The organism is Candidatus Pantoea deserta (assembly GCF_003813865.1).
Lineage (GTDB): Bacteria > Pseudomonadota > Gammaproteobacteria > Enterobacterales > Enterobacteriaceae > Pantoea > Pantoea deserta.
Genome location: NZ_RMVG01000008.1, coordinates 153,261 through 167,192 on the forward strand (window position 1 = coordinate 153,261; position 13,932 = coordinate 167,192).

At 57.6% G+C, this 13,932-nt stretch carries 12 protein-coding genes; all 12 read right to left on the minus strand.

Features of this window, described 5'->3' with window-relative positions:
* Positions 1–109 precede the first annotated feature (109 nt).
* Entirely contained in the window at positions 110–1,945 is a 1,836-nt protein-coding gene (nuoL, locus tag BBB56_RS12410) for an NADH-quinone oxidoreductase subunit L (RefSeq protein ID WP_123801264.1), read from the minus strand.
* Positions 1,942–2,244: an NADH-quinone oxidoreductase subunit NuoK gene (gene nuoK / locus BBB56_RS12415; RefSeq protein ID WP_120453094.1), complete on the minus strand. Its 303-nt coding sequence runs from the start codon at positions 2,242–2,244 to the stop codon at positions 1,942–1,944. Before nuoK ends, nuoL begins: the two co-directional genes overlap by 4 nt.
* Positions 2,241–2,780, minus strand: coding sequence for an NADH-quinone oxidoreductase subunit J (gene nuoJ / locus BBB56_RS12420; RefSeq protein ID WP_123801265.1), 540 nt, complete (start codon positions 2,778–2,780; stop codon positions 2,241–2,243). Before nuoJ ends, nuoK begins: the two co-directional genes overlap by 4 nt.
* A gap of 10 nt (positions 2,781–2,790) precedes the next feature.
* On the minus strand, positions 2,791–3,333 hold the full coding sequence (gene nuoI, locus BBB56_RS12425) for an NADH-quinone oxidoreductase subunit NuoI (protein ID WP_123801266.1): 543 nt from the start codon (positions 3,331–3,333) through the stop codon (positions 2,791–2,793).
* A 12-nt stretch (positions 3,334–3,345) separates the two neighbouring features.
* Positions 3,346–4,323 carry an NADH-quinone oxidoreductase subunit NuoH gene (gene nuoH, locus BBB56_RS12430; protein ID WP_033750471.1) on the minus strand — a complete coding sequence of 326 codons (978 nt, stop codon included), beginning with the start codon at positions 4,321–4,323 and terminating at the stop codon, positions 3,346–3,348.
* Positions 4,320–7,043 carry an NADH-quinone oxidoreductase subunit NuoG gene (nuoG, locus tag BBB56_RS12435; protein WP_123801267.1) on the minus strand — a complete coding sequence of 908 codons (2,724 nt, stop codon included), beginning with the start codon at positions 7,041–7,043 and terminating at the stop codon, positions 4,320–4,322. Before nuoG ends, nuoH begins: the two co-directional genes overlap by 4 nt.
* A gap of 103 nt (positions 7,044–7,146) precedes the next feature.
* A complete protein-coding gene (gene nuoF, locus BBB56_RS12440) occupies positions 7,147–8,487 on the minus strand; it encodes an NADH-quinone oxidoreductase subunit NuoF (protein WP_199756235.1) in 1,341 nt (446 codons plus the stop codon).
* A gap of 2 nt (positions 8,488–8,489) precedes the next feature.
* Positions 8,490–9,005, minus strand: a complete 516-nt coding sequence (gene nuoE / locus BBB56_RS12445) for an NADH-quinone oxidoreductase subunit NuoE (protein ID WP_123801269.1) — start codon at positions 9,003–9,005, stop codon at positions 8,490–8,492.
* Between the two features lie 2 nt (positions 9,006–9,007).
* The gene (nuoC, locus tag BBB56_RS12450) at positions 9,008–10,807 is read right to left on the minus strand and encodes an NADH-quinone oxidoreductase subunit C/D (protein ID WP_123801270.1); all 1,800 of its coding nucleotides are present in this window, start codon (positions 10,805–10,807) and stop codon (positions 9,008–9,010) included.
* A 117-nt stretch (positions 10,808–10,924) separates the two neighbouring features.
* Complete coding sequence (locus BBB56_RS12455; RefSeq protein WP_033750488.1) at positions 10,925–11,602, minus strand: NuoB/complex I 20 kDa subunit family protein; 678 nt, start codon at positions 11,600–11,602, stop codon at positions 10,925–10,927.
* 15 nt (positions 11,603–11,617) lie between these two features.
* Positions 11,618–12,055 (minus strand): NADH-quinone oxidoreductase subunit A, encoded by a 438-nt coding sequence (locus BBB56_RS12460; protein WP_033750490.1) that lies wholly within the window; start codon positions 12,053–12,055, stop codon positions 11,618–11,620.
* Positions 12,056–12,716: 661 nt separating this feature from the next.
* Complete coding sequence (gene lrhA, locus BBB56_RS12465) at positions 12,717–13,640, minus strand: transcriptional regulator LrhA (protein WP_123801271.1); 924 nt, start codon at positions 13,638–13,640, stop codon at positions 12,717–12,719.
* Positions 13,641–13,932 lie beyond the last annotated feature (292 nt).

A 13,932-nucleotide genomic window follows, 5' to 3' on the forward strand; every position in this document is an offset into this window, starting at 1 on the left:
TCGCTGTGCGCTGGCGGCAGCGAAACTGGCTGCGCCGATGACGCTCATTCCTCAGGTAATTTTTTGCATATTCAATGGGGTGAACATCTCTCTTCCCCCACTCATCTGTTTAAACCACCAGCATCAGCGCCAGCACCACAACGGCGCCGATGCTCATTGAGGCGACATACCAGCGCACATAGCCGTTTTCGCTGACCACCAGCCCTTTATTGGCAATACGCGACACCAGCGCAGGCAGGTTCATCAACGCGTTCAGCGGATCGCGTTGCAACAGCCAGGCGATGCCAAGATAAGGTTTAACGAACACCTTGTCATACAGCCAGTCGAAGCCCCAGGCCGCAAACCACCAGGTGCCGAAGAAACGGCCCGGCGCGCTGTTCGCCACCCGGCTCACCAGCTCGCGTTTGCCCAGCCAGAGCGCGGCGGCGATCAGAATGCCGATAACGGCAACGACGCCAGAGGCGATCTCCAGCCCGACTTTGCCCGCTTCGCCGGCGTCAGCCTCCGGCAGAACGCCTGCCAGCGGCGGCGTAATCAGTGCGCCAACAAAGGTCGAGAGAACCAGCAGCACGATCAGCGGCAGATGATGAGTAATGCCTTTGCCCGCATGGGCGTGAATCTGCTCTTTGCCGTGGAACACGATAAAGATCATACGGAAGGTATAGATGGACGTCAGGAAAGCGCCGACCAGGCCCGCCGCCATCAGGTTGATGTGACCATTCGCCAGCGCGCCGAACAGAATCTCATCTTTACTGTAGAAGCCTGCGGTAATCAGCGGCAGCGCGGCCAGCGCGGCGCCGCCTACCAGGAAGCAGGCGTAAACCAGCGGAATGCTTTTACGCAGGCCGCCCATTTTAAAGATGTTCTGCTCGTGATGGCAGGCGAGGATCACCGAACCTGATGACAGGAACAGCAGCGCTTTAAAGAAGGCGTGCGTCATCAGGTGGAAGATGGCCGCATCCCATGCCTGCACGCCCAGCGCCAGGAACATATAGCCGATCTGGCTCATGGTCGAATAGGCCAGCACGCGCTTGATGTCGGTCTGCACCAGCGCCGCAAAGCCTGCCAGCACCAGGGTTATCGCGCCGACGATGCCCACCAGATGCAGCACGTCCGGCGTCAGCAGGAACAGGCCGTGGCTGCGCGCGATCAGGTAAACGCCCGCCGTCACCATGGTGGCGGCGTGGATCAGCGCGGAGACTGGCGTAGGACCCGCCATCGCGTCCGCCAGCCAGGTCTGCAACGGCAGCTGCGCGGATTTACCTACCGCGCCGCCCAGCAGCATCAGCGTGGCCCATTGCAACATGTGGTTGTCCGCGGCAAAGTGCTGCGGCGCCAGCTCCATCATCTCGCGGAAGTTCAGCGTGCCCAGTTCGTTGTAAAGAATGAACAGCGCAAAAGCGAGAAACACGTCGCCGACGCGGGTGATGATAAAGGCTTTCATCGCCGCTTTGCCGTTGTCTGGATTGCTGTAGTAGAAGCCGATCAGCAGGTAAGAGCACAGCCCTACCCCTTCCCAGCCGAGGTACATCAGCATCAGGTTATCGGCCAGCACCAGCACTACCATGCTGGCGATAAACAGGTTGGTATAGGCGAAGAAGCGGGAGTAGCCCTCTTCTCCGCGCATATACCAGGAGGCGAACATGTGGATCAGAAAGCCGACCCCCGTCACCACCGACAGCATGGTAAGCGACAGGCCGTCCAGCGTCAGGTTAACTTTGATGTCGAAATTGCCGACCTGCATCCAGGTCCACAGCGCCTGTGTAAAAGGCTGCTGACCCTGAGCGAAGAAGTCCATACCGACATAGAGCGTGACCAGCGCCGCGAGGCCCACTGAACCCATACCCACTGCGGCAGACAGGTTCTCCGACCAGCGACCGCGGGAAAACGCCAACAGCAAAAAGCCGATCAGCGGAAAGAGAATTGTTAAGTAGAGAAGATTCATCCGCGCATCTCGCTCACAGTATCAATGTTCAACGTCAGACGACGACGATAGAGCTGGAGCAGCAGCGCCAGGCCGATGCTGGCTTCCGCCGCGGCGAGACTGATGGCCAGGATATACATCACCTGTCCGTCCGCCTGCCCCCAGTAGCTGCCCGCCACGACCAGCGCCAGCGCGGCCGCGTTGATCATGATTTCGAGACCAATCAGCATAAACAGCAGGTTGCGGCGTAACACCAGCGATGTCAGTCCCAGGACAAACAGAACGGCGGCAAGAATTAAGCCGTGTTGTAACGGGATCATGCGTGCTCCTCCTTATTGGCGTCGCGATTACTCAGCACCTCGCCCTGACGCTCTTCGCGTCCGACGTGGAACGCCACCACCAGACCAGCCAGCAGCAGCATAGAAGCCAGTTCCACCGCCAGCACGTAAGGACCGAACAGGCTGATACCGACCGCTTTCGCGTCAATAACCGTGCCGTCGATACCCTGGTCGTTGGCGGTCAGAATGGCATACACCATTACCACCAGCAGCAGCAGTGAAACGATGCCCGGTCCAATCCACAGAGAGGGCTGAAGCCAGTCGCGCTCCTGTTTCATCGTGGCGTTGCCCATATTGAGCATCATCACCACGAAAACGAACAGCACCATAATGGCGCCGGCGTAAACGATGATCTCCAGCGCCCCGGCGAAGTAAGCACCGAGCGAGAAAAAGACGCCCGCAACCGAGAGCAGCGACACGATCAGGTACAGCAGCGCATGCACCGGATTGGTATGGGTGATCACGCGCAGCGTTGTCAGCACCGCCACCAGTCCGCAAATATAAAACGCAATTTCCATGCCTGGCTCCTTAAGGTAACAAGCCTTTGACGTCGATAGGTTTGGCTTCGTTTTCCGCCTCGCCCTTCTCTTTTCCTTCGATCGCCATACCTGCCATGCGGTAGAAGTTATATTCAGGGTATTTGCCCGGACCGGAGATCAGCAGATCTTCTTTTTCATACACCAGGTCCTGACGCTTGAACTCGCCCAGTTCAAAATCGGGCGTGAGCTGAATAGCGGTGGTCGGACAAGCCTCCTCGCACATGCCGCAAAAGATGCAGCGCGAAAAGTTGATGCGGAAAAATTCCGGATACCAGCGTCCATCTTTGGTCTCGGCTTTTTGCAGCGAGATACAGCTTACCGGACAGGCCACCGCGCACAGGTTACATGCGACGCAGCGCTCTTCGCCGTCGGGATCGCGCGTTAATACGATGCGTCCACGGTAGCGCGGCGGCAGATAAACCGGTTCTTCCGGATACATCTGGGTTTCGCGTTTGGCGAAGGCATGCATGCCTATCATCCAGATACTGCGCACTGTCGTGCCGAAGCCAACGACAATATCTTTTAAAGTCATCTCAAAAACCCCTTACTGCGCGTTGTACAGAATCACTGCGGCGGTCGCCAGCAGGTTCAACAGCGTCAACGGCAGACAGACTTTCCAGCCGAACGACAGCACCTGGTCATAGCGTGGACGCGGGAGCGCAGCACGAATCAGGATAAACATCACCATAAAGAACGCCGTTTTCAGGGCGAACCAGATGAACGGCGGCAGGAACGGACCTTGCCAGCCGCCAAAAAACAGCGTGACGATCAGCGCTGACACGGTGGTAATGGCGACGTATTCGCCTACGAAGAACAGGCCAAACTTCATCCCGGCGTATTCGATGTGGTAACCATCGGCCAGTTCCTGTTCCGCTTCCGGCTGGTCAAACGGGTGGCGGTGACACACCGCAACGCCTGCGATGCAGAACGTCAGGAAGCCAAAGAACTGCGGAATGATGTTCCACAGATGCGCCTGGCTTTCTACGATGGCCGTCATATTGAAGGATCCCGCCTGCGCCACCACGCCCATCAGCGACAGGCCAAGAAACACCTCGTAGCTCAGCGTCTGGGCGGACGCACGCATCGCCCCCAGCAGCGAGTATTTGTTGTTGCTCGACCAGCCGGCGAACAGCACCGCATAGACCGCCAGACCGGCCATCATCAGGAAGAACAGCAGCCCGATGTTAAGGTCGGTCACCATCCAGCTCGGCGACACCGGCACGATAGCGAACGCCAGCAGCAGCGACACAAAGGCGATAACCGGCGCCAGGGTAAAGATAAAGCGATCGGTAAAGGGCGGAACCCAGTCCTCTTTAAAGAACATTTTGATCATGTCCGCCGCCAGCTGGAGCGAACCGCCCCAGCCCACGCGGTTTGGTCCGTAGCGGTTCTGCCACAGGCCGAGCAAACGGCGTTCGGCGAAGCTCATAAAGGCGCCGCAGGCCACCACCACCAGCAGGATAACGATCGCTTTTACGACGGTCAGAATGATGTCGATAACATCCGGTGTTAGCCAGCTCATTGCGCCGCCTCCTGCAATGTGTCAATGCTCGCGCCCGCCAGGAATGGCGGCACGCCCGGCATACCCAACGGCAGACCGATCAGCCCCGGTTGCAGCGCGCTGGAGAAACGCACCGGCAGACGCAGGGTCTCGCCTGAACAGCTAACCTCGACGGCCGCGCCTTCATTCACGCCCAGCTTCGCCGCATCCTGCTGGCTGATCACCAGCATCGGCTGCGCCATGCGTTTCTGGAACACGGCCGAACGCTGCGACATCTCTTCGCTACCGAACAGCTGATAGTAAGGCGCCACGCGCCACTGTTCGCCGCCTGCATACGCGGTCGGCACCTGGCTAAACCAGGGCAGCGACGTCTCGCCGGCTTCGAACAGGCGCACGCCTGGATCGCCGTTGCGCAGCTTGCCGCCCACCTCGGCCTGGAATTTATTCCACGCCTGCGGGGAGTTCCAGCCTGGCGCCCAGGCGAAGGGGATCTGCGAACGCGGCGCGCTCGGCTGATTGTTCCCTTCCATTGAGAAGGCGAACATGGTGTCCCGATCCTGAGGCTGACGCGGCTCGTGCACGCTGATGTTGGCGCGCGCCGCGGTACGTCCGCTGGAGCGAATCGGCGAACGCGCCAGTTTTTGTCCGCGAATGCGGAAGCTGGCGTCGGGAGCGGCCTCTTTAATGCCTTTCAGCTGCGGCAGCTTCGCCACCACGGCATCGATAACGTGGTCGAGCTGCGTCCAGTCGATATGACGGCTCTCCAGCGCGCTGTGCAGCGAGTGCAGCCAGCGCCAGCTCTCCAGCATCACAATGCTATTGTCGTAGTAGGCCGGATCGTAAACCTGGAAGAAGCGCTGCGCGCGGCCTTCATGGTTAATCGAGGTGCCGTCACTCTCGGCAAAGCTGGCGGTCGAGAGCACCAGGCCCGCTTTTTCCAGCGTGGCGGTGCGCTGATGATCGACCACGATCACATTTGAGGCGTTCGCCAGCGCGGCATCGACCAGCGCCTTAGCCGCGTGACGATAGAGATCGTTTTCCAGCACCACTACCGCGTCGGCTTCGCCGTCACGCAGCTGCGCCAGCGCGCTGTCGAGCGTATTGCCGCCCATCAGGCCCAGACCCATGCTGTTTGCCGCGTCGGCCAGCAGCGTAATGCCGACATCAGCGCCGCGCGCTTTCAGCGCTTTAGCCACGTTGGCCGCCGCTTCGATCATCGCCGTGCTGCCTGAGTGGGTGCCGGAGATAATCAGCGGTTTTTTCGCCCCGGCCAGCGCCTGCACGACCACGTCCAGCTTGCCGTTCAGGCTGCTGTCAAAATCGCTGACCGCAGGCGCGCTCTCATCCAGCGCGCTGGCGATGGCGAAGCCTAAACGCGCCTGATCTTCAACCGGCGCGCGATAGCTCCACGCGGCAATATCATCCAGACGGGTTTCATCGACGTTGGTGACAAACAGCGGATGTCTGGCGTGCTGGCCAATATTCAGAATGGCGGCAATCTGCCAGTCGGCGACCTTTTGCGCCGCCGCCATCTCGCGCGCTTTGCCTTTTACAGCCTGACGCACCGAAAGCGCCACGCGCGCGCCGACCTGAGTCAGATCTTCGCCCAGCACCAGCACCGCATCGTAGCTTTCAATTTCACGCAGCGACGGCGTATAGATGCCGCTTTCGCGCAGGATTTTCAGCATCAGCTCCAGACGCGCCTGTTCGCCTGCGGGCATACCGGTAGAAAAGTTCTCCGCCCCAACCAGCTCACGCAGCGCGAAGTTGCTCTCAATGCTGGCGCGCGGCGAACCGATGCCAATCACGCGCTTCGCCTGACGCAGGACGTCAGCCGCGGCGTTGACCGCCTGTTCCGCATTCAGCGTGACCCAGTCATTGCCGCGCAGCAGCACTGGATGACGCGGACGATCTTTGCGGTTGACGTAGCCATAGCCAAAGCGGCCGCGATCGCACAGGAAATAGTGGTTTACCGTGCCGTTATAGCGGTTTTCAATGCGGCGCAGCTCGCCGTAGCGCTCGCCGGGGCTGGTGTTGCAGCCGACGCTGCACTGCTGACAGATGCTCGGCGCAAACTGCATATCCCACTTACGGTTGTAACGCTCGGAGTGGGTTTTATCGGTGAAAACCCCTGTCGGACAGATCTCGACCAGGTTGCCGGAAAACTCGCTTTCCAGCGTGCCGTCTTCCGGACGACCGAAGTAGACGTTGTCATGCGCGCCGTAAACGCCCAGATCTTTGCCGTCGGCATAATCTTTGTAGTAGCGCACGCAACGATAGCAGGCGATACAGCGGTTCATTTCATGGGAGATGAACGGGCCGAGATCCTGATTCTGGTGGGTACGTTTGGTAAAGCGATAACGACGGAAGCTGTGGCCGGTCATTACCGTCATATCCTGTAAGTGACAGTTACCGCCCTCTTCGCACACCGGACAGTCGTGCGGGTGGTTGGTCATCAGCCACTCCACCACGCTTTCGCGAAACTCTTTCGCTTCGCCGTCGTCGATAGAGATAAAGGTGCCGTCGGAGGCCGGCGTCATGCAGGACATGACGAGACGGCCGCGGGTATCTTCGGCATTCTGGAATTGCTTCACCGCGCACTGGCGGCAAGCCCCAACGCTTCCCAGCGCCGGATGCCAGCAAAAATAAGGAATATCAAGGCCCAGAGAGAGACACGCCTGTAGCAGGTTGTCCGCTCCGTTCACATCATATTCTTTACCGTCTACATGAATTGTAGCCATAGTGAACATGCTTCCGTAAGGCTCGTCCAGGACGAGCGTTAATCATATTCTTGCCCCGCTATCGGGGCAGCGGCGAGGAGCCGTTTCCGTGTGCTGCGGCGAATTACCAGCGCGCTTTCAGCAGGTTAGGCTGAATACCGCCAATCGCGCGCGTATTGCCAAACACCTGCGGTGCCATACCGGCTTCAAACTCTTCACGGAAATATTTAATTGCGCTTTGCAGCGGCTCTACCGCACCGGGCGCGTGGGCGCAGAAGGTTTTACCTGGGCCGAGCTGGCGGCAAAGCTGCAACAGGGTTTCGATGTCGCCCGGCTGCCCTTTGCCTTGCTCCAGCGCGCGCAGGATCTTCACGCTCCACGGCAGACCGTCGCGGCATGGCGTACACCAGCCGCAGGATTCGCGCGCGAAGAACTCTTCGAGGTTGCGCACCAGCGACACCATATTGATCTCGTGGTCCACCGCCATCGCCAGCGCCGTACCGAGACGGCTGCCCGCTTTGCCAATGCTGGCGAACTCCATCGGCAGATCGAGATGCTGCTCGGTGAGGAAGTCGGTGCCCGCGCCGCCCGGCTGCCAGGCTTTAAAGCGCAGGCCATCGCGCATGCCGCCTGCGTAATCTTCCAGGATTTCACGCGCGGTAATGCCGAACGGCAGCTCCCAGACGCCTGGATTTTTCACGCGGCCAGAGAAGCCCATCATCTTGGTGCCGGCGTCTTCGCTTTTCGACAGGCCCTTGTACCACTCGACGCCGTTCGCCAGAATGGCCGGAACGTTGGAGAGCGTCTCTACGTTATTGACGCAGGTCGGCTTGCCCCATGCGCCCGCGCTCGCCGGGAACGGCGGTTTGGAGCGCGGGTTGGCGCGACGCCCTTCCAGCGAGTTGATCAGCGCCGTCTCTTCGCCGCAGATATAGCGACCTGCGCCGGTGTGGACGATCAGCTCGAAGTCAAAGCCGGTGCCGAGAATGTTTTTGCCGATAAAGCCCGCTTCGGTGGCCTCTACAATGGCGCGACGCAGATTTACCGCCGCTTCGATATATTCGCCGCGCAGGAAGATGTAGCCGCGATAGGCTTTCAGCGCGAAGGCGCTGATCAACATGCCTTCAACCAGCTGGTGCGGCATCTGCTCCATCAGCAGGCGGTCTTTATAGGTGCCCGGCTCCATCTCATCGGCGTTACACAGCAGGTAACGGATGTTCATGGACTCGTCTTTCGGCATCAGGCTCCACTTCAGACCGGTGGAGAAGCCCGCGCCGCCGCGGCCTTTCAGCCCGGAATCTTTCACCAGCGCGACAATCTCGTCCGGCGCCATGCCGTTGAGCGCTTTCTCCGCACCGGCGTAGCCGTTTTTACTGCGATATTCGTCGAACCATACCGGCTGCTGGTCTTCACGCATGCGCCAGGTCAGCGGATGGGTTTCCGCAGTACGAATGATCTGTTTGATGGTCATTGATACTGCTCCAGTAGCGAGGCGATGCCTTCCGGCGTCAGATGAACATGGGTATCTTCGTCCACCATCATGGTCGGCCCTTTATCGCAGTTGCCCAGGCAGCAGGTCGGCAGCAGCGTAAAGCGCCCGTCCGCCGTAGTCTGGCCAGGTTTGATATTGAGATTTTTTTCCAGCGCCGCCTGAATGCCCTGGTAGCCCGTGATATGGCACACCACGCTGTCGCAGTAGCGAATAACGTGGCGGCCCACCGGCTGACGGAAAATCTGGCTGTAGAACGTGGCCACGCCTTCAACGTCGCTGGCGGGAATGCCCAGTACCTCGGCAATGGCGGTGATCGCCCCATCCGGCACCCAGCCACGCTGCTTCTGCACGATCTTCAGCGCCTCAATTGACGCCGCGCGCGCATCTTCATAGTGGTGTTTTTCATGCTCAATCGCGTGATGCTCTTCCGCGCTCAGCACGAAGACCTCACTGGGGTCGATCGTATGAATGGCAATTTTTTGATCGTGCATAATTAGCGGTCCACGTCTGACATAACAAAATCGATACTACCGAGGTAAACGATCAGGTCGGATACCAGGCTGCCACGGATCACCGACGGGATCTGTTGCAGGTGGGGGAAGCTCGGCGTACGCACGCGGGTGCGGTAGCTCATGGTGCTGCCGTCGCTGGTCAGGTAGTAGCTGTTGATCCCTTTGGTCGCCTCAATCATCTGGAAGGATTCATTGGCCGGCATGACCGGTCCCCATGAAACCTGTAGGAAGTGGGTGATCAAGGTTTCGATATGCTGCAAGGTGCGCTCTTTCGGCGGCGGCGTCGTCAGCGGATGATCGGCTTTAAACGGCCCTTCCGGCATGTTGTTCAGACACTGCTCCAGAATACGCAGCGACTGCCACATCTCTTCCATCTTCAGCTGTACGCGCGTGTAAGCATCGCTGATACCTGCGCCGACCGGGATTTCAAAATCGAAATTTTCATAGCCGGAGTACGGACGCCATTTACGCACGTCGAAATCGAGACCGGTGGCGCGCAGCGCCGCGCCGGTGGTGCCCCATGCCAGCGCTTCGTCCATGTTGTAGGCCGCGATGCCTTTGGAGCGGCCCACCAGCACGCTGTTGCGCAGCGCCGCCTTGTCATACTCTTTCAGACGCTTCGGCATCCAGTCGAGGAACTCGCGCAGCAGGCGCTCCCAGCCTTTCGGCAGGTCATGCGCCACGCCGCCGATACGGAACCAGGCGGGGTGCATGCGGAAACCGGTAATGGCCTCTACAACGTCATAAATTTTCTGGCGATCGGTAAAGGCGAAGAACACCGGCGTCATTGCGCCGACGTCCTGAATAAAGGTAGAGATATAGAGCAGATGGCTGTTGATGCGGAACAGCTCAGAGAGCATCACGCGAATCACGTTAACGCGATCCGGCACCACGATGCCGGCCAGCTTTTCTACCGCCAGCACATAAGGCATTTCGTTAACGCAGCCGCCGAGATACTCGATGCGATCGGTATAGGGGATATAGCTGTGCCACGACTGGCGCTCGCCCATCTTCTCTGCGCCGCGATGGTGATAGCCGATGTCCGGCACGCAGTCGACGATCTCTTCGCCGTCGAGTTGCAGAATAATACGGAAAGCCCCGTGCGCCGACGGGTGGTTCGGGCCGAGGTTGAGGAACATAAAGTCCTCGCTGGTGGTGCTGCGCTTCATGCCCCAGTCTTCGGGCTTGAAGGTCAGCGCCTCCATCTCCAGATCTTCTTTCTGTTTGGTGAGCGTAAAGGGATCGAACTCGGTGGCGCGCGCCGGATAATCTTTACGCAGCGGATGCCCTTCCCAGGTCTGCGGCATCATAATGCGCGTCAGGTGCGGGTGGTCCTCAAAGGTCACGCCGAACATCTCCCAGGTTTCACGCTCGTACCAGTTGGCGTTCGGGAAGATCTTTGTCAGCGTCGGCAGATGCAGATCGTTTTCCGACAGCGCCACTTTAAGCATGATGTCGCGGTTACGCTCGATCGACAGGAAGTGATAGAAAACGGAAAAATCCGCGGCGGGCAGCCCGGCGCGGTGGGTACGCAAACGCTCATCCATGCCATGCAGGTCATACAGCATGACATACGGCTTCGGCAGCTTACGCAGGAAAGTCACGACATCCAGCAGCTGTTCGCGTCTGACCCAGACCACGGGGATGCCCGTGCGGGTTGGCTGAACGGTAAAGGCATCCGGCCCAAAACGGTTGCGCAGCTCGCCGATCACTGGGTCATCCAGGTGGTCCTGGGTTTGCCATGCGGGCTGAGCGAGATCGCGCGTGGTTAAATCTGTCATACGTTACTCACCATTCCGGCCTGTCGCCAGGCACTCAAAAGAAGGCGTCAGGATGGGGCCGCGCATTAAATTGTCATATTCTGCTGCGGGCCGGGGATCCATCCATGTACGGTGTTCTTATACTTCGTCAGGCGTGCGAAGGTTGGTTACCGCAATACGCTCGCCGCGTTTCCTTTCACGCTCCGACTGCATATTGGCGCGATACACGCCCTGATCGCCAACTACCCACGACAGCGGACGACGCTCTTTGCCAATCGACTCGCGCAGCAGCAGCAGCGCCTGCATATAGGCTTCAGGACGCGGCGGGCAGCCTGGAATATAGACGTCGACCGGCAGGAATTTATCCACGCCCTGCACCACGGAGTAAATGTCGTACATGCCGCCTGAGTTGGCGCAGGCGCCCATTGAGATGACCCATTTCGGCTCCAGCATCTGATCGTACAAACGCTGAATAACCGGCGCCATTTTAGTAAAGGGCGTACCGGCGATAACCATAAAGTCCGCCTGGCGCGGCGAGGCGCGCATGACTTCCGCGCCAAAACGCGCCACGTCGTGCACGGCGGTAAAAGAGGTGGTCATCTCTACGTAACAGCAGGACAAACCAAAGTTGTAGGGCCACAAAGAGTTTTTACGGCCCCAGTTCACCATGTCGTGCAGGGCATGCTCTAGCTTGCCCATGTAGACGCTGCGATGAACGTGCTGCTCAAGGGGATCGGCAACGATCTCCTGTTTTTGCAGAGGGTAACGGTCGTTCTCACCACCGTTCGGGTCTATGCGGGTGAGCGTATAGTCCATCAGATTGCCTCGCTTTTACTGCTTATGAGGGTTGGTGTGACCGATCGGGCTGGATTTGACCACCACGCGACGGCGTGCAGGCGCCCAGTCCAGCGCGCCGATACGCACCAGATAGACCAGCCCCGCCAGGAGCACCAAAATGAAAATTGCGGCTTCCACAAAGCCGACCCAGCCGCTTTCACGGATAGAGGTCGCCCATGCGTATAAAAAGAGTGCTTCGACGTCGAAGATAACGAAGAACATGGCGACGAGGTAAAACTTCGCCGACAGGCGGATATGGGTGTCGCCAACGGATTCGATACCGGATTCAAACGGCGTTTCTTTGTGACGGGCGCGAGCGCGGCCGCCTAAAAGCCATCCTCCGGTGAGCATAAAGGCGCAAAGGCCGAAAGCGATAATGACAAATATGATAAACGCCCAGTGATGAGCGACGACTTCGGTGGCTGTTGACATACTCTTTGCTTACTCATCAAAAGTGGCGATGGCATCCTGCGCGGGTCACTTGCAGCAAACGCACCACATCGATTTAAGGGAAGGATAAAAACCTTATAAATTATGCTGTCATTATCAATTAGGCAGCAATTTTATGGGGTTTTTTACTCCTTTCTATAACCTTTTGTCAACTTTGACAAAAGTATCCAAACATTATTTTACACGCGCATCAAAATTTTAACATATGATGCGCGCGTTACCAGCTAAATCGCTTCAGTCTGTAAGGTCTTTAGAATATAGCGGTAATTCAAATGCATGGATCGTGCATTTATCCAACATATTCTGGCAGGGTTTGCGGGGTTTTCCTTCCCCTTCGCAGGGGTATTTTTTTGATCCAGAACACAAAACTGGCCTTTTTGTCCTTTTTTTCAGCAAAAGCATGGCAAATACGAAACAGAGTTTTCACATAATCAGGTAAAGCGTTTCATCTTTTATCAAAAAGGAAACGTTGTTTTACTTTCGGGGCAGCTGTTGTGGCGATGGGCGTTAAAAAGGGTCTGGAAAGGAGAGTTAAGGGTATAAAAAAAGCCCTTCGATGCAAAAGCATTACAAAGGGCTTTTTTTTAACAGTTTTAACAAATGAAACAAAGGCTAGAATGAGCGCGCGCGCGATGCCTCTGAACTACTCTTCATCATCCAGCAGCAGCGTCCCGTCTGGGTTAGCACTCAGATTATAGGGATCGTTGGTAGACTGCATGGCGTTAAAGATAGCCAGCGCCAGTTCATTATCATTGTCAGCATTGCGGCACAGCAGATATTGCGTATCCGGCAGTACCGGCAGACCTTCCGCCGCGCCCATAACGCGCAGTTCAGGACTCATCATCTCAACCGGACGCGCGGTGACGCCCAGCCCGGCTTTCACCGCCGCGCGCACGGCCGCCAGCGTTGAGGCGACATACGAAATGCGCCAGGGAATGCCCGCCTCGTTGAGGTGATCGATCGCCATATCGCGATACGGGCTAGGCTCATCCAGCAGCACCAGCGGAATCGCTTCGCCGCGCTGAAAGATGTAGTCTGCCGCGCAATACCACAGCGTGGGAGAGGTGCGCAGCACCTGATGCGTAAAGCTGCCCGGACTGGAGGTGGTGACCACCAAATCCACTTCTCCCTGGTTCAGCATTTCCATCATAAAGGGGTTACGCTTAACGCGAACATCGATCGCCAGTTTTGGATAGACCGAGGTGACGCGGTTGAGCAGAAACGGCAGGATGGTGTCTGAGGTATCATCCGACGCGCCAATGGTCAGCACGCCCTGGATATTGCTGTACATCAGCGACGTACAAGCCTCATCGTTAAAACGCAGAATTTTTCTGGCGTAGCCCAGAAGCTGAATGCCGTGCTCGGTCAGTAACTTATTACGTCCATGTCTGGCAAACAGCTCTTTACCTACCAATTGTTCCAGACGCTGCATCTGCTGGCTGACGGCAGACTGGGTTCGGCATACGGCAGCCGCGGCCGCCGCAAAAGTGTTCAGGTCCGCAACAGCAACAAATGTTCTCAGCAGATCGAGGTCGAGATTCAGTATCGGACGATTTGCATTAGTCATGTTTTTTCTTCACTTATAAGATTTTTAAAAACTACTACCCTGGTGTTATTACACGTCTTATCAAAGTGATAAGCGGTAATGATGCTCATTGCCGGTCCTGTGTGAGACCGTCAAAGAAACTGGTGTCAGATAAAGACCGACAAACGCACATCCCGATAAAGCAGGATGGCAGCGTTAAGTAGACAGAAACAACTTCTGGGCTAACCGCGCGGGAGCGCAAATGCAGGAAGCTGCGTTGTTGTCTAAAGTCCCGTTCCGTTAACGAACAGAAAGAAAGCCAGCTACAAGAGTA

Bases quoted from the DNA above. Each gene is read 5' to 3' on its own strand.
- nuoL (WP_123801264.1), bottom strand. From the start codon at position 1,945: ATGAATCTTCTCTACTTAACAATTCTCTTTCCGCTGATCGGCTTTTTG.
- nuoK (WP_120453094.1), bottom strand. From the start codon at position 2,244: ATGATCCCGTTACAACACGGCTTAATTCTTGCCGCCGTTCTGTTTGTC.
- nuoJ (WP_123801265.1), bottom strand. From the start codon at position 2,780: ATGGAAATTGCGTTTTATATTTGCGGACTGGTGGCGGTGCTGACAACG.
- nuoI (WP_123801266.1), bottom strand. From the start codon at position 3,333: ATGACTTTAAAAGATATTGTCGTTGGCTTCGGCACGACAGTGCGCAGT.
- nuoH (WP_033750471.1), bottom strand. From the start codon at position 4,323: ATGAGCTGGCTAACACCGGATGTTATCGACATCATTCTGACCGTCGTA.
- nuoG (WP_123801267.1), bottom strand. From the start codon at position 7,043: ATGGCTACAATTCATGTAGACGGTAAAGAATATGATGTGAACGGAGCG.
- nuoE (WP_123801269.1), bottom strand. From the start codon at position 9,005: ATGCACGATCAAAAAATTGCCATTCATACGATCGACCCCAGTGAGGTC.
- nuoC (WP_123801270.1), bottom strand. From the start codon at position 10,807: ATGACAGATTTAACCACGCGCGATCTCGCTCAGCCCGCATGGCAAACC.
- BBB56_RS12455 (WP_033750488.1), bottom strand. From the start codon at position 11,602: ATGGACTATACGCTCACCCGCATAGACCCGAACGGTGGTGAGAACGAC.
- BBB56_RS12460 (WP_033750490.1), bottom strand. From the start codon at position 12,055: ATGTCAACAGCCACCGAAGTCGTCGCTCATCACTGGGCGTTTATCATA.
- lrhA (WP_123801271.1), bottom strand. From the start codon at position 13,640: ATGACTAATGCAAATCGTCCGATACTGAATCTCGACCTCGATCTGCTG.